Annotated in this window: 22 protein-coding genes; 7 read left to right on the forward strand and 15 right to left on the reverse strand. The window is 37.1% G+C overall.

Annotated elements, in window-relative coordinates; genetic code table 11:
- Positions 1-2: 2 nt before the first annotated feature.
- From PERMA_RS02625 to PERMA_RS02635, 3 genes are read right to left on the reverse strand one after another with little or no spacing between them, the layout of a single operon-like run.
- Positions 3-677 carry a tetratricopeptide repeat protein gene (locus PERMA_RS02625; RefSeq protein ID WP_012675634.1) on the reverse strand — a complete coding sequence of 225 codons (675 nt, stop codon included), beginning with the start codon at positions 675-677 and terminating at the stop codon, positions 3-5.
- A 44-nt stretch (positions 678-721) separates the two neighbouring features.
- A complete protein-coding gene (locus PERMA_RS02630) occupies positions 722-1,684 on the reverse strand; it encodes a glycosyltransferase family 9 protein (protein WP_012676466.1) in 963 nt (320 codons plus the stop codon).
- Entirely contained in the window at positions 1,681-2,010 is a 330-nt protein-coding gene (locus PERMA_RS02635) for a tetratricopeptide repeat protein (protein ID WP_012676470.1), read from the reverse strand. The genes PERMA_RS02630 and PERMA_RS02635 overlap by 4 nt, the downstream gene beginning before the upstream one ends.
- A gap of 129 nt (positions 2,011-2,139) precedes the next feature.
- Between PERMA_RS02635 and PERMA_RS02640 the strand changes: the two genes are divergently transcribed.
- The gene (locus PERMA_RS02640) at positions 2,140-2,634 is read left to right on the forward strand and encodes a DUF302 domain-containing protein (RefSeq protein ID WP_012675626.1); all 495 of its coding nucleotides are present in this window, start codon (positions 2,140-2,142) and stop codon (positions 2,632-2,634) included.
- A gap of 24 nt (positions 2,635-2,658) precedes the next feature.
- Here PERMA_RS02640 and PERMA_RS02645 read toward each other — a convergent pair whose 3' ends face one another.
- The 8 genes from PERMA_RS02645 to PERMA_RS02680 all read right to left on the reverse strand — a co-directional run bounded on the left by PERMA_RS02645 (position 2,659) and on the right by PERMA_RS02680 (position 9,176).
- Entirely contained in the window at positions 2,659-3,681 is a 1,023-nt protein-coding gene (locus PERMA_RS02645) for a thiamine pyrophosphate-dependent enzyme (protein WP_012675753.1), read from the reverse strand.
- A 2-nt stretch (positions 3,682-3,683) separates the two neighbouring features.
- On the reverse strand, positions 3,684-4,877 hold the full coding sequence (gene porA / locus PERMA_RS02650; protein ID WP_012675469.1) for a 2-ketoisovalerate ferredoxin oxidoreductase subunit alpha: 1,194 nt from the start codon (positions 4,875-4,877) through the stop codon (positions 3,684-3,686).
- A gap of 19 nt (positions 4,878-4,896) precedes the next feature.
- The gene (locus PERMA_RS02655; protein WP_012676028.1) at positions 4,897-5,214 is read right to left on the reverse strand and encodes a 4Fe-4S binding protein; all 318 of its coding nucleotides are present in this window, start codon (positions 5,212-5,214) and stop codon (positions 4,897-4,899) included.
- Between the two features lie 78 nt (positions 5,215-5,292).
- Entirely contained in the window at positions 5,293-5,892 is a 600-nt protein-coding gene (locus tag PERMA_RS02660; RefSeq protein WP_012675292.1) for a 2-oxoacid:acceptor oxidoreductase family protein, read from the reverse strand.
- 71 nt (positions 5,893-5,963) lie between these two features.
- On the reverse strand, positions 5,964-6,572 hold the full coding sequence (gene recR / locus PERMA_RS02665) for a recombination mediator RecR (RefSeq protein WP_012676800.1): 609 nt from the start codon (positions 6,570-6,572) through the stop codon (positions 5,964-5,966).
- Positions 6,569-6,901 carry a YbaB/EbfC family nucleoid-associated protein gene (locus tag PERMA_RS02670; protein WP_012675659.1) on the reverse strand — a complete coding sequence of 111 codons (333 nt, stop codon included), beginning with the start codon at positions 6,899-6,901 and terminating at the stop codon, positions 6,569-6,571. The genes recR and PERMA_RS02670 overlap by 4 nt, the downstream gene beginning before the upstream one ends.
- Positions 6,902-8,341, reverse strand: coding sequence for a DNA polymerase III subunit gamma/tau (gene dnaX / locus PERMA_RS02675; RefSeq protein WP_012676549.1), 1,440 nt, complete (start codon positions 8,339-8,341; stop codon positions 6,902-6,904).
- Between the two features lie 55 nt (positions 8,342-8,396).
- Positions 8,397-9,176: a YlqF/YawG family GTPase gene (locus tag PERMA_RS02680; RefSeq protein ID WP_012675217.1), complete on the reverse strand. Its 780-nt coding sequence runs from the start codon at positions 9,174-9,176 to the stop codon at positions 8,397-8,399.
- Between the two features lie 59 nt (positions 9,177-9,235).
- On the opposite strand from PERMA_RS02680, the gene PERMA_RS02685 reads away from it, so the two are divergent.
- Positions 9,236-11,284 (forward strand): LPS-assembly protein LptD, encoded by a 2,049-nt coding sequence (locus PERMA_RS02685; RefSeq protein WP_012676159.1) that lies wholly within the window; start codon positions 9,236-9,238, stop codon positions 11,282-11,284.
- On the opposite strand, the gene PERMA_RS02690 is transcribed toward PERMA_RS02685, so the two are convergent.
- The gene (locus PERMA_RS02690) at positions 11,271-11,939 is read right to left on the reverse strand and encodes an IclR family transcriptional regulator (protein WP_012675247.1); all 669 of its coding nucleotides are present in this window, start codon (positions 11,937-11,939) and stop codon (positions 11,271-11,273) included. The two genes, PERMA_RS02685 and PERMA_RS02690, sit on opposite strands and share 14 nt — an antisense overlap.
- Positions 11,940-12,015: 76 nt before the next feature.
- On the opposite strand from PERMA_RS02690, the gene miaA reads away from it, so the two are divergent.
- The 5 genes from miaA to PERMA_RS02715 are packed head-to-tail and all read left to right on the forward strand — an operon-like array spanning position 12,016 to position 15,230.
- Positions 12,016-12,936: a tRNA (adenosine(37)-N6)-dimethylallyltransferase MiaA gene (gene miaA / locus PERMA_RS02695; RefSeq protein WP_015898907.1), complete on the forward strand. Its 921-nt coding sequence runs from the start codon at positions 12,016-12,018 to the stop codon at positions 12,934-12,936.
- Between the two features lie 17 nt (positions 12,937-12,953).
- Positions 12,954-13,145: an RNA chaperone Hfq gene (hfq, locus tag PERMA_RS02700; RefSeq protein WP_012676213.1), complete on the forward strand. Its 192-nt coding sequence runs from the start codon at positions 12,954-12,956 to the stop codon at positions 13,143-13,145.
- A 21-nt stretch (positions 13,146-13,166) separates the two neighbouring features.
- Entirely contained in the window at positions 13,167-14,288 is a 1,122-nt protein-coding gene (hflX, locus tag PERMA_RS02705; RefSeq protein ID WP_012675345.1) for a GTPase HflX, read from the forward strand.
- A gap of 1 nt (position 14,289) precedes the next feature.
- Positions 14,290-14,637, forward strand: a complete 348-nt coding sequence (locus PERMA_RS02710; RefSeq protein WP_012675502.1) for a histidine triad nucleotide-binding protein — start codon at positions 14,290-14,292, stop codon at positions 14,635-14,637.
- Entirely contained in the window at positions 14,628-15,230 is a 603-nt protein-coding gene (locus tag PERMA_RS02715) for a sulfurtransferase TusA family protein (RefSeq protein WP_012676621.1), read from the forward strand. The genes PERMA_RS02710 and PERMA_RS02715 overlap by 10 nt, the downstream gene beginning before the upstream one ends.
- Position 15,231: 1 nt before the next feature.
- On the opposite strand, the gene PERMA_RS02720 is transcribed toward PERMA_RS02715, so the two are convergent.
- From PERMA_RS02720 to PERMA_RS02730, 3 genes are read right to left on the reverse strand one after another with little or no spacing between them, the layout of a single operon-like run.
- Entirely contained in the window at positions 15,232-15,840 is a 609-nt protein-coding gene (locus PERMA_RS02720; RefSeq protein WP_012676917.1) for a DeoR family transcriptional regulator, read from the reverse strand.
- Between the two features lie 12 nt (positions 15,841-15,852).
- A complete protein-coding gene (gene hisB / locus PERMA_RS02725; protein ID WP_012676033.1) occupies positions 15,853-16,437 on the reverse strand; it encodes an imidazoleglycerol-phosphate dehydratase HisB in 585 nt (194 codons plus the stop codon).
- An 11-nt stretch (positions 16,438-16,448) separates the two neighbouring features.
- Entirely contained in the window at positions 16,449-17,174 is a 726-nt protein-coding gene (locus PERMA_RS02730; protein ID WP_012676020.1) for an ATP-binding protein, read from the reverse strand.
- Positions 17,175-17,230: the final 56 nt, after the last annotated feature.

Raw genomic sequence — 17,230 nt, forward strand, 5'->3', positions numbered from 1 at the left:
TTTTAAAGATTTTCTTCAGCTATCTTTTTAAAGTAGTTGTACTTTGAAAGTTCTGTTATCTGTCTGAATATATCCTCCGGGTTTTTACCTTCTTTTTTAAGTATGAATCCCTTTAGAAGTAAAGCTGATATATAGTTGTAATACTTCTGGTCTATCTGATCTAAAACAGTCAGAGCCTCTTTGTTCTTACCTTTTGAATGTAAAGTATATGCATAAAACTCTTTAAGGCCAGATCTGATCTGTTCTGAGTTTATATGTTTTTCTACTTCTTTTATCTTATCTTCCGATACGTTATTTTTCTCTTTCTGAATCAGAAGTTCGTATGCAAGGACTAACTTGAGATATGGAGTGTCTGAGTATCTCTCCTTGAACTTTTTAATAAGATTATCTGCTTTATCATACTTTTTATCAATATAGGAAGCCCTTATGTCATAAACAACGCCTGAAGCCTCATTTAACAGTTTTTCCCTTTCTGATTTTAGATAAACAAAACCTATTATAAGGAGTATAAAGGCTACAAAACCGGCAATTATAAACAGTTTGTACTTTTTCAGTTTGTCAAAAAGCATATATATCTTGTATTCAAACTCAAGGTCAACATCTTCTTTTATAGGTACCTCTTTTACAGGAATATCTTTTTTCTGTTCAGGAGTGAGGGATACTTTTCTCTTCTTCATAAAAAAACCTCACGGTATGTTTGTAAATAATTATACCAGAAAGGCTATTTTACAGTTGAGAGACTTTTCTCAACAATTAGCTCAGGAGGGATATCAAGACATTCTGTGTTTCCTTTTTTACATTCCTTTTTTCCGTGGAGATCACATGGCTGACATGGAATACCTTTAATTATATAAACTCCCTCATCTGGAAGAGGGGCAAATCCAAAGTATGGATGTGTTGCACCGTACACTACAGATACAGGTGTACCTACAGCCCTTGACATATGGGCTACTGCAGAGTCATTGCTTATTGTAAGAAAAGCAATGGATATCACTGAAAGACTCTCCCGTATTGATAGCTTTCCCCTCAGATCTATAACTTTTTCTGGATATACATTTTTATCATTTTTCCTGTCTTCAGAAGATCCTACAAGAACAACATTAAAACCTTTTTTTATCAGTATCTCAGAAACCCTGTCATAATTTTTGTATATCTTATTTTTGTACCTTGCTCCTGTTCCGATAACGATAAATTTATCTGGCAGGTATTCTTTAACCTTGTTCTTCTCCTCCTCAGTCAGTATAACCTCAGGTCTGCAGTCTGAGCATCTTATCCCTAACCTTTCTAAAGTCTCAGTGTACGCTGTTACTACATTAAACTTATCTTTTATAAATTTTCTGAATATGGGATATATGTAAAGCCTTCTTTTTATGCTGTTTTTTCTGTATCTGACCGTTCTCTTTGAGTATGTAAGAACTGAAGATCTTAGATTTCTGTGAAGATCAATTATGATATCGTAATCACTTATTTTTTCTCTGAATTTTAAGATAGAAAGTCCTTTAAGCTCCCTTTTTTCAGGGGAAAGAACATCTTTCACTCTGTAGTCTTTTTTAAATATCTGATCAAATGGTTTAAATGTTAAAAAGTCCACAGTATACCCGGCTTCGTACAGTGGCCTCAATACAGAGGTAGACAGGATAACATCACCAAGTGAAGAAAATCTGATTAAAAGAACCTTTTTCAATTTTTTCCTATCTTACCTTTAAGTATCTCTATCTCCTGACTGAACTCTTTTTCCATTGAGGCATGTTTGTATTTTTTTGCCTGTTCTATACCTCTCTCATAAGCCTCAATGGCTTTTTCTATATCTCCAAGCTTTACATAGCACTGGGCAAGTGCTCTGTAACCTGCCCCCTGATCATCATAAACGGAAAGATACTTTTTCAGATAGACTATAGCATCCTCAAAATTTCCCATTTTCATATACTCCATACCAAGTCCGTAAAGTCCAAGTGGATTTTCAGGATCTTTTTCTAAAGCTTTTTTCAGCATATCTATTCTATCTGACATCTTTATCCTCCATATATTATTGGAAAATATATTATATGCCATAAATGGTTATTTTTGAGTGTAGACTGTCGTTCAATAGGTCGTATTATTAAAAATATATAAAATATATTTCTGTCAGGAGGAGTCGGTATGAAATATATATCAGCATATTTGACAGTTCTGTTTTTATTTTTTACAGCTTTCAGTTATGAGGATTTTGTCCAGTATGAAAGGGGTTACTACTACGTTATCATTAAACAGGGCTCATTTAAAGCTATTAATGGTGAGCTCAAATCTCAGATAATGGATCACGGATGGGATATAGTTCACACGATAAATGTTGACAAAACTGTAAAATCTAAAAAACCGTACAAAACACACCTACTGTGTAAGGCTTCCTACCTTAAAAAAGGGGTAAAGCTGTTTGATCCTATAGGTGTTATCATACCCTGTAAGATGGCTATAAAGGTTGAAGGATCATATGTAAAAATAATGGTTGAGGATGTATCTGAATACTCAAAGATATACGCTCCAGGAAATGAGCAGTTCAGTAAGTTTCTTGATAAGGTCAGAAAAGAGATGATAGATATTCTGAATAAGACAGCGTCAAAATTTATGAAAAGTAAATACACACCTTATGAGTAAAAAGGGGCTGTATAGCCCCTTTTATTAATCTTCAGGAACTTTGAAAAGCTCCTCGTAATCTATACCTTCATCTTCAGCTAACTTTTTGGACATCTCCTCAAGGTGGAGAAGTAGGTTCCACTTTTCATCTATCTCTTTCTGTATTCTTTCCAGTACTTCAGGATACTTGAGAACATGCTTCCATCTAGGCTGTGCAGCTATATACTCCTCTATAGGCTTAGGTCTTTTTGGTTTTATATTAACTTTCCAGTACTTTCCATGGATAACCTCGTAAACAGGCCAGTATCTTGTTTCAACAGCAAGCTTGGCCAGCCTCATTGTATCATCTGGAGAGAATCTCCATGAAAGTGTACACGGCTCAAGTACATTTATAAATTTAGGTCCTTTGAATGTCATAGCTTTTTTTGTTTTTCTTGTAAGATCTCTGAATATATGAGGGGAAGCCTGGGCAACGTAAGGGATTCCGTGAGCCGCCATGATCATGGTAAGATCCTTTCTTGGCTCCTGTTTTCCAACCCTTTCTTTACCTACAGGTGTTGTTTTTGTGTATGCACCTATAGGTGTTGCTGAGGACTTCTGGTAACCTGTGTTCTGGTAACCTTCGTTGTTGTAGCATACATAGAGGAAGTTGTGACCTCTTTCCACAGATGCAGATAGAGACTGAAATCCTATGTCGTATGTTCCTCCGTCTCCACCAAATGCTACAAACTCAATATCTAGATCTTCCGGTAGTACTCCTTTTTTCTTTAGAACCTTGTATGCTGATTCAACCCCTGTTATAACAGTTGCAGCAGACTGGAAGTTAACATGAATCCACGGAACGTTCCATGCAGTAACAGGGTAAACACCTGTTGTAACCTCAAGACAGCCAGTTGCGTTTGAAACGATAACAGGTTTGTTTATCGCAAGTAGTATCTCATTTACAATAGGTGGGATACCGCAACCGATACACATTCTGTGTCCCGGTGCTATTGGCATATCACCGCCAAAAGTCTCTTTATGTGATGCAAGTTCTGAAAGTAGTGCTATAGGTCTCTTTTTTGCCATGGTTACTCCCTCACTTGTAAGTATTCAACAAAGTTTTCTCTCGTTTCTATGCCTTTCTCAAGGCGTTCAAGCCTGTTAAATGCCTTTATAAAGTCCTCTTCAAGAACCTCTCTTCCACCTAAGCCGTATATAAAGTTGTGAACAAAAGGTCTATTTGTTGTTCCAAGTAATGCAGATGCAACATCCTTGAATAAAGGACCGCCAATACCATCAAATGAGTCGGCTCTATCTAAAACAGCAACACCTTTTGCATTGGAGAGAGCCTTTGCGATCTCTTTTACAGGGAAAGGTCTGTAGAGTCTGATTTTTATTGCTCCAACCTTTTTACCCTGTTCTCTTAATGTATCTACAGTATCTTTAAGTGTTCCAAATGAAGATCCCATTGAAATTCCTATATACTCAGCATCCTCAGTTTTATACTCCTCTATAAAGTCATACTTCCTTCCTACTATCTGTCCAAACTCCTCAAAAACCTCTCTAACAACATCGTAAACCTTTAGAAAGTCAACATGCTGCTGGTATTTACACTCTGTGTAGTAGTCAGGTTGTGCTGTGGCTCCGTATGTTACAGGATTTTTGATATCTAAAAGTGGGTGAGGAATTCTGTGTATATCAGAAGGTCCAACAAAGTTTCTTACAGTCTCATCATCAAGTATCTCAACATCCTCAATAGAGTGTGAAACTATATATCCATCATAGTTAACTATTATCGGGAACATAGCCTTTTCAGATATCTTAACTGACATGATGATTGAGTGGTACGCTTCCTGTGCGTTTTCACAGAATATTGAGATCCAGCCTGTATCCCTTGTAAGCATTGAGTCTGCATGGTCACAGTGGATTGAGAGAGGTGCAGAAAGAGCTCTGTTAACATCAAGTAATACTATAGGGACCCTCATTCCAGATGCGACATAAAGGTTTTCAACCATATAGGCTATACCCGGTCCAGCTGATGCTGTTATCGTTCTTGCACCTGCAGCAGCTGCCCCTATACATGTGGCCATAGCTGAGTGCTCACCATCAACAGCTATCATCTCTGTGTCAACTTCACCGTTTGCAACGTACTCTGCAAAAAATCCCATAAGTTCTGTCTGTGGTGATATAGGATAAACTGCTGCAATATCAAAGTTTATCTGTCTCATAGCCTCTGCAGCAGCCTGGTTACCTGTTAAAGCAACAACTTTTGTTTGAGCCATATTTGAAACCTCCCTGTTTTTAGCCTAATTCTTCAAGTTCTTTTAGTTTGATTTCCATTTCTGGAACCATCTCAAGAGCATCGTAAGGACATTCTGTAGCACATATTCCACATCCTTTACAGTACTCAAAATCCGTCTCAAATCTCTCCTGAGGTGTTACAGGAATTGAGTCGTCAGGACAGAAGATCCAGCAGATAAGGCAGTGTGTACATTTATCTGTATGTAAAACAGGTCTGAGCATTCTCCATGATCCTGTGTGATTTATCTTACTGGATCCTGCTTCTGTAACTATTGAACCTATAGGTATCTCATGCCATGGTTTAAGTTCGTAACTCATTTATATAAACCTCCTTTTTTATTGAGTAGATCTTCAAATTATGTGGGATTTAGCCCCATTAAAATATGAGGAAAAGCATTAATCTGCCTTGTAAACCTCGTTGTATCCTCTCTCAAGCGCTTTCAGGTTCTGTGGAATAAGTGCTCTCAGTTTTGAGCTTGCTGAGAATGCCTCTTCAATCTCCTGTTTTAGGGCGTCTAGATCAACGATTCCTGTTGCCTTTGCAACAGCACCTAAAACAGCTGTGTTTGGTATGTTTCTTCCGAACTCCTCAAGGGCGATCTTTGAAGCGTCAACTATCCACAGTTCATTTTTTGGTATATCAAGTATCTTTCTCACTTTGTCTGGTGGGAAGTTTGTATTTACGATAAAAACTGTGTTCTCATCAGTTCCAGCTTTTATTATATCCTTTATAGTAAACATAAGAGAAGGATCTGTTATTATAACGATCTCAGGATGTTCAACAGGAGCCCTTGTATTGATTATATGATCACTTATTCTTGTGGATACCTTAACAGGTGTTCCTGATCTTTCCAGACCAAACTCTGGCATAGCCTGACCGTGTTTACCTCTTATAATAGCTGCAGATGCAAGCATTTTTGCAGCTGTAACAGTTCCCTGCCCACCTCTTCCATGCCATCTGATCTCTCTCATAGCTTTGTCTGTAGCGGTTGCCATTATATAAACCTCCTTATTTTATAACGCTGTTATATAAATGATAGCATAAAGGCAATGAAAAACAAAGGAAATCAGATGATAGTTTTGTGTTCCAGGGCTTTTGAAAGTGTGAAATCGTCTGCATTTTCTAAGACAGCACCAAAAGGAAGACCATAGGCTATACGGGAGATGATAACATCCCTGTCCTTTAGCAGATTGTGTATATATGATGCTGTTGCTTCTCCCTCAACTGTTGGGTTTGTTGCAAGGATGATCTCCTTTACACCGTTTTTGTCTACCCTTTCAACAAGCTTTTCAATATTCAGATCTTCAGCTGTAATACCTTCAAGGGGTGATAATCTGCCGCCTATAACATGGTAGACCCCTTTAAACTTCCCTGTTTTTTCTATAGCAAATGCATCAAATGTCTCCTCAACAACACATATAACTGATCTGTCCCTTTCCTCAGATGAGCATATACTGCAGATCTCCTCTTCTGTGTAAAGGCCGCACTCAGAACATGGATGTATCTTCTCAAGCATATCAAACAGTGTTTTAATTATCTGGATAGCCTCACCACGGGGCATATCAAGAAGGTTTACGGCAAACCTTTTTGCCGATTTCTCACCATAACCTGGAAGCTCAGATATCTTCTCTACAGCCTCTTTTAAAGTTGACGGTATGATATCTATATCTTTCAAAACAGATTACCCAGCCCTGGAATGTTTGATGGAAGCCCCGCAGCCTGTGTCATCTTCTCTCCCATAACCTCTTTAGTCCTTCTGTTTGCCTCATTAAATGCAGCAACTAAAAGATCCTGTAGTATCTCATGGTTATCTTCTGTCAGGAGTGTTTTATCTATGAGAACATCCTTTATCTCACCAAGACCGTTAAGTATAACCTTAACCATTCCACCTCCAACCTCTACAACTATCTCCTCTTTTCTCAGCTCCTCCTTAGCCTTTTCTATGTTCTCCTGCATTGATTTCATCATCTTCATCATCTCGCCTAAATTTCCAAGGTTAAACATCTACTCCTCCTTGTAAGTTATTATTTTTCCTTTAAACAGCTCAAGTACTTTGTCCACAGCTTCATCCCTTTTCTTTGATCTTCTTTCCTGTTTTACCTCTTTGCCCTCAATTTTTACAGGTTTACCGAAATATTTTTCAATGATCTTTATCTTTTCCTGAAGTGTGTCTTTCAGACTTTTTTCTACAGTTATAGTTATATGCTGATCTTCATCTTTTATTGAGGCTTTTTTCAGTATCGCAGATACAATACCACCTGCTTCTTTACCTATCTTCAAGATCGCTGTCTGTATATCTAACTGCTCTTTGCTCTCCTCTTTTTTTTCAGGTTGAGCTTTTAACTGCTCCTTTGAGATCTTTAATCCCTTCTCGTATATCTCCCTTAAAGATACTAAGTTTTTAATGTACTTCAGCTTAAGTATGGCAAGCTGGTATATATGTTTAGGGTTTGGAAAGTTTCTCCCTTCAACAACAGCTTTACTGAATACAGTCTGGATATATATAAGATCCTCAAGATCTTTCTCTTCAAAAAATGAGGAACTTCCATCAATAGAAAGGTTTACAAGCTCTCTATGTATGAGATCATTTATCTGTTTCCAGAAAACATTTAGATCATACCCTTCAGACTCCAACTTTTCTGTTATAAGGATCATCTCCTTTATATTTTTTTCCTTAAGATGATTGACAAAATCTTTAATAACAGTTTCAGGTATAAGACCTAAAAGCTGTTCAACAGACTTGATATCAACCTTACCTTTTCCAAATGTTACAGCCTGATCAAGAAGGCTTGCGGAATCTCTTATCCCACCTTCACTTGCCTCCGCTAAAAGATCAAGGGCTCTCTCTTCATATTCTATCTTCTCCTCATTAAGTATCCTTTTGAGATACTCCTTTATCTGTGATGATGTTGGTGGTCTGAATATAAATGTCTGACATCTTGATCTTATGGTATCAGGTATCTTGTGAAGTTCTGTTGTTGCAAGTATGAATATGTTATGAGGTGGTGGTTCCTCAAGTGTTTTTAAAAGTGCGTTAAACGCTTCCCTTGTAAGCATGTGGGCTTCATCTATTATGTATACCTTGTATCTTCCCTTTATAGGTGCGTAGTTCACATTGTCCCTTAGTGATCTTATATCGTCAATTCCTCTATTGGATGCTGCATCTATCTCGTACATATCTGGAAATGAGCCTTTCTCTATCTCTACACAGTTCTCACATTTTCCACACGGCTGCGGTGTTACACCTTTCTCACAGTTAAGTGATTTTGTGAGAATTCTTGATACTGTTGTTTTTCCAAGACCTCTTGAGCCTGCAAATATGTACGCATGTGATATTCTTTCAAGCTCTATGGCGTTTTTTAATGTTTTTACAACAGATTCTTGCCCTATGACCTGCTCAAAGTTTTTAGGTCTGTACTTTCTTGCAAATGCTTCGTAAGCCAAAATTTATCTCCTGACAAATATATTTATATTATTTTAAGCTAATTTATATTTTTTTCTATATCCAGTAAGCCTTTATATTTCCTTTAATCCAGTCCCACAGAACTTTCTTTGCTGTCCTGTCAATATCAACCTCACCACCTGAAACTCTGTAGTTCAGTCTCTCTCCTATCCTTTTAAGAGTTTCGTAAGGATCCTGAGAAGGTTCAACGCCGTAACTTTCCTTTATCGCCTCAGGTCTCTTCTCCTGAATTTTCTTTATGAGCTTCTGTGCTATCTCAACAGGCTGTTCCAGTTTCTCAGGTATCCATGAGCCTTTTAATGCAAGATCTTCCTGAAACTCAAGTGTTATTATCCCTGGTGTGTCTATAAGAAAAACGTTTGGTGCAAGTTTAACAAGCTGTTCTCCTCTTGTCATGCCGGGTTTTGGTGATGTTGTTGCCACCTTTTTTCCTTTAAGCTTATTTATAACTGATGATTTGCCAACATTTGGATATCCAAGAACACCTATCTTTATCAGTCTGTTCTCTTTAGAAAGCTTCCTTATAAGATTTTCTATCTCCCTTTTACCTGTGCTTTTATGTGCTGAGAAAAGTATAACAGGTACTTCCTTTTCTATCTCCTTTTTAACCTTTTTTGCAAAACTTTCCGGAACGAGATCAACCTTGTTCATTATAATAAACAGTCTCTTGTTTCTTTCTTTAGCTAATTTCTCAACAACACTGTTCCTTGTCTCAAAAGGTATCCTCGCATCAATAACCTCAAATATAACATCTGACTTTGAGAGTATCTTTTTTGCGATACTTTTTTCCCTGAGCCATTCCCTTGGTTTTTCCATCCCTATCTCCGAAATGTTTTATAATATTAAACCTGCTAAATACAGGCTAAGGAGCATCTTTGAAAAAAAAGTTAACAACTATTTTAACACTCATATATATATGCTTTTTTTCAGTTTATGGGCAGTCCCAGAATATTCCCGTTTCAATAGAGGCTGACAGGATAGAGAGGGATCTGTCAGGAAGACTTATAGCAGAAGGTAATGTTGTTGTCCATTACAGGGATTACACACTTTATGCTGACAGGATCATATACGACCAGGAGAAGGACATCATAAATCTTGAGAGAAATATAAGAATTAAAGCGAAAAACTTTGATCTGATGGGTGAGAAGGGATGGTGGAATGTAAAGGATGAGACAGGTGAGATATACAGGATCCACGGTATTATGTATGGTAAGTACTATGTCAAAGCAAGATCTTTAAAAAAGAAGGGAGACCGTTTTTATTTTAAAAAAGGTGAGTTCTCACTCTGTCCTTTTGATCAGTACGACTGGTATTTTAAATCCTCAAGTGGAAGTATAAAGGAGAATGATAAACTCCTTGCTTACAATCTCACATTCAGGTTCTGTAAGATACCACTTCTTTACACACCTATATTTTACTACCCTACAGGTTCAAGACAGTCTGGATTTCTGATCCCTATCATAGGTCAGGATACATACAACGATTTTACGCTGAAGATCCCTTTTTACCTTGTTACAGGAAGAAGCTCAGATCTCACATTCACATTTGATTACAGGAACAATCAGGGACAGGGACTTGATGTTGAGTACAGGTATAGATTCAGCAGATACAGTATGTTCAGAGGTGATATCTTTTACTTTAAGGAGAAGGGAAAGGGCTTCTGGTGGGAAGGGAGAGATATATCCCCTTTAAAAAATAGATGGAGATTATACGGAAATACAAGGTTTAAATGGGAAGATTTTAAGGTTTTCTTCAATATTGAGATACCAAGCGATCCTTACTTTTATGAGGATTTTTACAACACATCAACACTTTACAAAAGGTACAGATCTTATACAAAATCACAGCTTCTTGCTATATATGAGGATAAGGATTACTCAGTAGAGCTAAACTTTGATTTTCTTTATGATCTTAGTAAGCCTACAAATGAGGAGACACTTCAAAGACTTCCAGAACTTAGATTCTATCTGAAGAAAAGAAATCTGTGGGAAAAAGTTCCACTTTACTTTGATTTCCTGTCTGTGAACACAAACTTTTACAGAGAGAAGGGAGATACAGGCATAAGGAGTGACAACCTTTTTAATCTCTCTCTTTACACAAACTTTATGAAGGTCTCAAACATACTTGAACTTCACCAGAGAACAACAGTTTATGTTGGCCTTAAGGATATGAACAAAGGTAATGCTATAAGAAATCTTTTCCATATAAGAAATATAACAAGAATGGTTGAGTACAGGAAGTATAATAGATTCACACACAGCATCATCCCACAGATAACATTCAACTATATATCAAAGGTGAAACAGGATGATCTTCCATACTTTGACAGGGATGACAGGATACCATCAGTAAAGGATGTTGATATATCACTGTTTAATATTCTGAATTTCAACAGTAACGATTTTTTAAGATGGGAGATAGGAACAGGGTATACATTTCTGGATCAGTATTATGTAGGAGATAAGCAGTATAAGGGAAATGTTAAACCTGCAAAGAACAGTCTTTACTTTAAAATTGATGGTATCACAGGTGAGAACACTCTCTTTTATGATTTTGACAGAAACCAGATAACAAGATCAATCTCTTCCCTTGTAATACCTTTTTATGGGCTTTTTACCTATTCTGTAGCACACACTTTTGATAAAGGTTCAGATACAAGATCATTACACCAGATCAGTAATACGGTCTCTTTCAGTATAAGAAATATCAGTTTCAGAGGGACTATCCTTAATAACCTTAAAGACGGTTATGTCCAGCAGAAAAGGGTCGGGATAGTTTTAAACAGAAAATGCTGGAGTCTAACATTTACATACATTGAGGATTACAAAAAAACAACAGGAAAAACATACCAGACATACTACCTGACGCTGAATATACTTGATATAAGGTACAATCTTCCTTTCCTGATGTCTAAGCCTCAGTAGCTGAGAGCTTTTCAGTTATCTTTTTTGCTGCTTTTACAAGTTTTACTTTGTAAAACTCAAGCTGTGTCTGGTTTAATCTGTAAGAAGGTGCCACTATAGAGATTGCAGCAACAGGTGAGCCTGTTTCATCCCTTATTACAGTTGCAAGCTCACTAACCTCAGGTTCGCTTTTTTCCATATCGTAATCAACAACAAAACCTTTTTCCTTTTTTGATCTTATAAGCGTTCTTCCTGCTGCCGTATCTTCAGCTTTATACCTTTTTGCTATTCTTGATGTTACGATAACTGGTTTTTTACTCTCTTCAGCATAAAGGTATATAACACTGTTCTCATGAAGTATTGATATATAAACCGTCTCACCTATCTCGTTTCTGAGCTCCCTTAAAGTTCCTCTCGCTTTTTTGAGAAATGATAGATGTTTTATGTATGAGTGTTCTAAATGCAGGAATTTCATACCAAGTCTGTAATGTCCCGTTTCCTGATCCTGCTCTATAAGCCCTTTAACCTCAAGTGTGGCAAGTAGTCTGAACACATTGTTCTTGTTCAAGCCCAATATATTACTCAGCTCTGTAACACCAAGATTGTCATTCTCCTTTAACGCCTCTATTAGATCAAGTGCTTTTTCTATAGATGTTTTTGTTCCTTTTTTTTTCATTATCCTGCCCTTTGTTTTATTCTTATTCCTGAATATTTTATATTAAATATTCAATAAAAGTGTGAAAAAGTAGAGTATGGAAAAAATTTTAGTGATAACAGGTGTCACAGCAACAGGTAAGACAGATCTATCTATTGAGCTTGCGAAGAGACTTGATGGTGAGATCGTTAGTGCTGACTCTATGATGGTTTACAGGTATATGGACATCGGGACAGCAAAGCCTTCTAAAGAGGAGATGGAGGAAGTCCCGCACCATCTTATAGATGTTGTGGATCCATCTTACGATTTCTCAGTTAAGGATTTTATAGAGCTTTCTCAAGAAAGCATTAAAGATATTGTTGGAAGAGGAAAACTTCCTATAGTTGTTGGTGGGACATGGCTTTATATCCAGTCATTACTTTACGGACTGACGGATGCACCAGAAGGAGACTGGAAGATAAGGGAACAGCTTTACAGAAGGGACACGGAAGATCTTTACAACGAACTACAGAATGTTGATAGGGAGTATGCTGAGAAGATACACCCAAATGACAAGAGAAGAATAGTCAGAGCCCTTGAGGTTTACTATATCTCAAAAAAGCCTTTCTCCTACTTTATAAACAGACATAAGTTCAGAGAGAACAGATATGATTTTGTAGGTTTTGTACTTGAAAGGGAAAGGGAAGAACTTATGGAGAGGATAGAAAAGAGGGTTGACAGGATGTTTGAACAGGGTCTTGTTGATGAGGTGAGAAAGCTTTTAGATATGGGATATGAGAATGCCATAACATCAAAACAGGCTATAGGCTACAAAGAGGTTTTGCCGTATCTTGAGGGAGAGATATCTCTTGAACAGGCAAGGGAAGAAATTATCAGGAATACAAAGGATTTTGCCAAAAGACAGATCAGAACGTTCAGATCAAAATTCAGGGATGGTGAAAAGTGGGAAAGGTTAAATATATCTAACTATACAAACGGTGAACTTTTATATAAAATTATAGAAAAATATAAAAGTTAAGAGGAGGAATATAAGAAATGAACATACAGGATGAACTTCTTGAAGAACTGAAAGAAGAAGGAAAAGAAGTTACAATCTATCTTATCAGAGGAACAAGAATAACAGGAAAGATCGTCGGTGCTGATCAGTTTACAATCTTACTTGATGTAAATGGTGAGAAACAGCTTATCTACAAACACGCTATAAGCACAATAGTTGCAGAAACCTGATTTAAGATTATATTTCCCAGTATGAGATGCATTTTAGTAGGTATAAAAACCAAGGAAAAGAAAGATAAAGAGTTAAAACAGTCTTTATCAGAACTTGAAGGGCTTGTAGAGGCTGTAGAGGGCGTAACCTTAGGAAAACTATACCAGAAAAAGGATATTCCGGATCCTTCTACCTTTATAGGAAAGGGGAAGGTAAAACAGCTTAAAGAGCTTATAGAGGGTACAAAGGCTGATACCGTTGTATTTGATGCCGATCTGACTCCTGTCCAGATAACAAATATTGAGAAGATAACACAGGCAAATGTTCTTGACAGAACTGATCTTATTCTCCAGATATTCTCACAGAGGGCAAAAACAAGACAGGCTAAACTTCAGGTTGAGCTTGCCACACTCCAGCATGAGCTTCCACGTGTTTACGGTCAGAAAGGAAAAGCTCTCTCCCGTATAGGTGGAGGTATGAAAACAAAGGGGGCAGGTGAAAAGATAGGTGAGATAAAGGTAAGAACGATAAAGGATAGAATATCAAAGATAAAGAAAGAGCTTGAAAAGATTAAAAAACAGCGTTACCAGCAGAGAAAATGGAGAAATAAGGATCCTAACATCCTGAAAGTCTCTCTCGTTGGTTACACAAACGCTGGAAAATCAACTCTTCTTAAAAAACTCACAAAAAGGGATACCTTTGTATCTGATCAGCTTTTCGCAACACTTGATACGAAAACATCATACATAGCATTTCCTGATATAGGTAAAAAGGTTCTCATCACAGATACAGTCGGTTTTGTAAAAAATATGCCTAAGGAACTGATGGACGCATTTATGGCGACACTTGAAGAGCTTGAGGATGCAGACCTTATTCTCCACGTTATAGATATATCTGATGAAAACTGGGTTGAAAAGATGGAAGCCGTTGAGGATATATTGAAAAAGATCAATGTGTCTGATAAACCTTTGGTGGTAGTATTAAACAAGATAGATAAGCTTGTTCCTTCTCCTGAGTATATAGAAGAGGCAGATCACACAATGCTTACAGGAGATAGGGAAACTGTGGTAATATCAACAGAAAAGGGCTGGAATATTGATAAACTGCATAATATACTAAGAAAGTATGCATTGAGAAAAGATACCGTTTCTGTAGGAGGTTGAGATGTCAGAATGTGTTTTCTGTAAGATAGTTAATAAAGAGATACCGGCAGATATAGTTTATGAAGATGATCTTATATTGGCATTTAAAGATATCGCTCCTCAGGCAAAGGTTCATGTACTCATTATTCCTAAGGAACATATACCTAACAATCTTTACCTTGAGGGAAGGCATAAACCTGTTGTTGGCCACATCATACTTAAGGTAAATGAGATAGCGAAACAGCTCGGAATAGCTGAAACAGGTTTCAGACTGATTGTTAATTCAGGTAAGGACTCAGGACAGGAAGTTTACCATTTACACTGGCATTTACTTGGTGGAGAACCTTTAGGGAGGCTCATATGCAAGTAAAAGAGAAGGAAAATGTTGAGACAACAGTTGATACAAGGGGTCTTTTCTGTCCACTCCCATTAACTATAGTCTCTAAAAAGCTTAAGGAGATCCCTGAAGGAAAAAGGCTTAAAGTTCTAGCAGATGATAAAGCATTTAAAAAGGATGTAAAGTTCTGGTGTCAGGAGACGGGGAACAAGCTTATAGATTTTAAAGAGGTTGATGGACATTACGAGGCTATTATAGAAAGGGGTAAAGGTTTCCACGGTGAGGGATTGTGGGAGAAGATAAAGTTTATATCACTCGGTATAAAGCTTCATATAATACAGCATATACTTGATCTTCTGCCGTCAAAGAAACCTAAATACCTTATAACTTTCGTTTCTATAGCTGAAGGTCTGAGAGCTGATAAATGGCTGAAGGAAAGGGGAATAGATGATTATGTTCTTCTCCCTGTTCCAGATGAGATATACCCCCACTGTGGACTTGTTTTCGGTCTTAGAAGCAAGGAAAAGGCTGTTGAGATATTCAACACATTAAAAGAGAACAAGTTTGCAGTTGAGGATATACATATAGTTGACAGGGATAAAAAGTACCCTGTTCTACAGATATAGGTTATTTTAGGTCGTCAAGTTTAAATGTTACATTCTGCTGGGGAGCACAGCAGCTTTTTATATTTATATTCATCTTGTTTGTTATCTCATTGTATGCCTCAACGAATGTCATAACCTTTCCACCAAATCCTTTCTGGAATTTCTCTGCATCTTCCCTTGATGCGAAGGGTATAACACTTGGACTGCAGCATGGAACAGCAGAGCTACCAACAACAAAGAATGCGTTTAAGGCACTTATAGGGTTTTCTGTTATGAAGTCGTAGGTTATTGCTGAGACCTCTTTATCTGCGTATTTCTGGTGTAAGAGAAGTCCGCAGTGTTCACAGCATGCCTCTATAACTTTTGTGTTTTCTACTATTATCTTGTAAGGATGAGATCTTGTAATAGGCTTTTCACATATTGGACATGTGTCAACCGTGAGTGTTTCCCTGTTTTCTTTAGTGTTCAGTAAAACAGAGCCATGTTTTCTCTTTATCTCTCCTTCCTTTTCAAGCTCCTTTATATCCCTGTATATCGTCATCTCGGAAACTTTAAATATATTGCTCAGCTCCTTTACGGTAACCTCTTTTTTCTCCCTTAATATTTCAAGAATCTTTTCTTTTCTGCTCATACTTCCTCCTCTTTATAAACTTCCTTTAGTGGAAGGTGTGTCTTTTCTTCTTGGATCTATCTCTATAGCCTGTCTTAAAGCAACAGCAAGTGATTTTGTAAGACTTTCTGCAATGTGGTGGAGGTTTTTCCCTGAAAGAGCTTTAAGATGAACTGTTATACCTGAGTAAAGGGTGAACCCTTTAAAGAACTCCTCCATAAGCTCAAAATCAAAGTTTGTTATTTTGCCTCTAAGGCCAAGATCATCATAAAAAAGTAGAGGTCTGCCAGATATATCTATAGAGCAAAGGGATAGAGCTTCATCCATAGGTACTATAGCATATCCAAATCTTCTTATACCTTTCTTGTCACCTAAAGCCTCTTTGACAGCCATGCCGAGAACGATCCCAACATCCTCTACGGTATGGTGGTGGCTTACATGAACATCACCTGAAGCTAAAACTTCCAGATCTATAAGTGAATGTTTTGAGAATGTCTCAAGCATATGATTTAAAAATCCAACAGGAGTATCTATACTGTACTTACCAGAACCGTCAAGGTTCAAACTCAGCTCTATCTGTGTTTCCTTAGTTTCCCTTTTTATTGAAGCTTTTCTCATACTTCCTCCTTTCATTTCTTATGCTGGAGCTGTATTAGCTTTGAGGTTCTCATGTCTTGCCCTTTTACCGTTATTATCTGACACATCTCTGACAGTCTTGAGGCTATTGCTCCTCCCATTCTTTCTTCAAGTGTTTCTTTAACATCATTCTCAACTTTTTTTGCCTTTATCTCTATGTTAGAGGTTATTATAACAGGTCTCAGCTCATTATACCTGTTTATTATTATGTAGTGTAGTATGTCTCTAGCCCATTCTGAAAGTCTTTCAGAACCAAGATCATCAAGAACAAGAATAGGTGTTTTCACAACCTCCTCAAGTATCTCCCTTCCTGATGCTGATCCATCAAATGTTGCTTTAAGATCAAAAAGGAGTGAACGTGTATCGTAAAAAAGGCCAACAATCTTTCTCCTTCTGAAAAACTCCTTAAGAATACTTACAGCAAGATGTGTTTTACCTACACCTGGAGGTCCGACGAAAAATATACCTTTTCCTTCTAAATAGTCGTCCGAGTTAATATACTCCTCAACTTTGCTGATTATAAGATCATGTTTATATGCCTTGTTTATAATAAAATTTGATAGTTCCTTGTCCTGATATCTCTTCGGGATATTCATTCTTCTGAATATGTTTTCTGTGAGGAGAGAGTACATACAGGTGCATTTTTTTACACCGTTTTTATCCTGTATCCATCCTAATCCTTTACACAGAGGGCATTCTTTTTCTTCTGATATTTTCATTACAAATCCTGGTTTTTATTTTATACAAATAAGATATATAAAAAAGGTGAATTTAA

The organism is Persephonella marina EX-H1 (genome assembly GCF_000021565.1).
GTDB classification, from domain to species: domain Bacteria; phylum Aquificota; class Aquificia; order Aquificales; family Hydrogenothermaceae; genus Persephonella; species Persephonella marina.

Bases quoted from the DNA above. Each gene is read 5' to 3' on its own strand.
- PERMA_RS02645 (WP_012675753.1), bottom strand. From the start codon at position 3,681: ATGGCAAAAAAGAGACCTATAGCACTACTTTCAGAACTTGCATCACAT.
- PERMA_RS02715 (WP_012676621.1), top strand. From the start codon at position 14,628: ATGCAAGTAAAAGAGAAGGAAAATGTTGAGACAACAGTTGATACAAGG.
- PERMA_RS02690 (WP_012675247.1), bottom strand. From the start codon at position 11,939: ATGAAAAAAAAAGGAACAAAAACATCTATAGAAAAAGCACTTGATCTA.
- PERMA_RS02670 (WP_012675659.1), bottom strand. From the start codon at position 6,901: ATGTTTAACCTTGGAAATTTAGGCGAGATGATGAAGATGATGAAATCA.
- hisB (WP_012676033.1), bottom strand. From the start codon at position 16,437: ATGAGAAAAGCTTCAATAAAAAGGGAAACTAAGGAAACACAGATAGAG.
- PERMA_RS02660 (WP_012675292.1), bottom strand. From the start codon at position 5,892: ATGGCAACCGCTACAGACAAAGCTATGAGAGAGATCAGATGGCATGGA.
- PERMA_RS02720 (WP_012676917.1), bottom strand. From the start codon at position 15,840: ATGAGCAGAAAAGAAAAGATTCTTGAAATATTAAGGGAGAAAAAAGAG.
- hfq (WP_012676213.1), top strand. From the start codon at position 12,954: ATGAACATACAGGATGAACTTCTTGAAGAACTGAAAGAAGAAGGAAAA.
- PERMA_RS02655 (WP_012676028.1), bottom strand. From the start codon at position 5,214: ATGAGTTACGAACTTAAACCATGGCATGAGATACCTATAGGTTCAATA.
- porA (WP_012675469.1), bottom strand. From the start codon at position 4,877: ATGGCTCAAACAAAAGTTGTTGCTTTAACAGGTAACCAGGCTGCTGCA.
- hflX (WP_012675345.1), top strand. From the start codon at position 13,167: ATGAGATGCATTTTAGTAGGTATAAAAACCAAGGAAAAGAAAGATAAA.
- PERMA_RS02680 (WP_012675217.1), bottom strand. From the start codon at position 9,176: ATGGAAAAACCAAGGGAATGGCTCAGGGAAAAAAGTATCGCAAAAAAG.
- PERMA_RS02730 (WP_012676020.1), bottom strand. From the start codon at position 17,174: ATGAAAATATCAGAAGAAAAAGAATGCCCTCTGTGTAAAGGATTAGGA.
- PERMA_RS02635 (WP_012676470.1), bottom strand. From the start codon at position 2,010: ATGTCAGATAGAATAGATATGCTGAAAAAAGCTTTAGAAAAAGATCCT.
- PERMA_RS02640 (WP_012675626.1), top strand. From the start codon at position 2,140: ATGAAATATATATCAGCATATTTGACAGTTCTGTTTTTATTTTTTACA.
- miaA (WP_015898907.1), top strand. From the start codon at position 12,016: ATGGAAAAAATTTTAGTGATAACAGGTGTCACAGCAACAGGTAAGACA.
- PERMA_RS02710 (WP_012675502.1), top strand. From the start codon at position 14,290: ATGTCAGAATGTGTTTTCTGTAAGATAGTTAATAAAGAGATACCGGCA.
- PERMA_RS02625 (WP_012675634.1), bottom strand. From the start codon at position 677: ATGAAGAAGAGAAAAGTATCCCTCACTCCTGAACAGAAAAAAGATATT.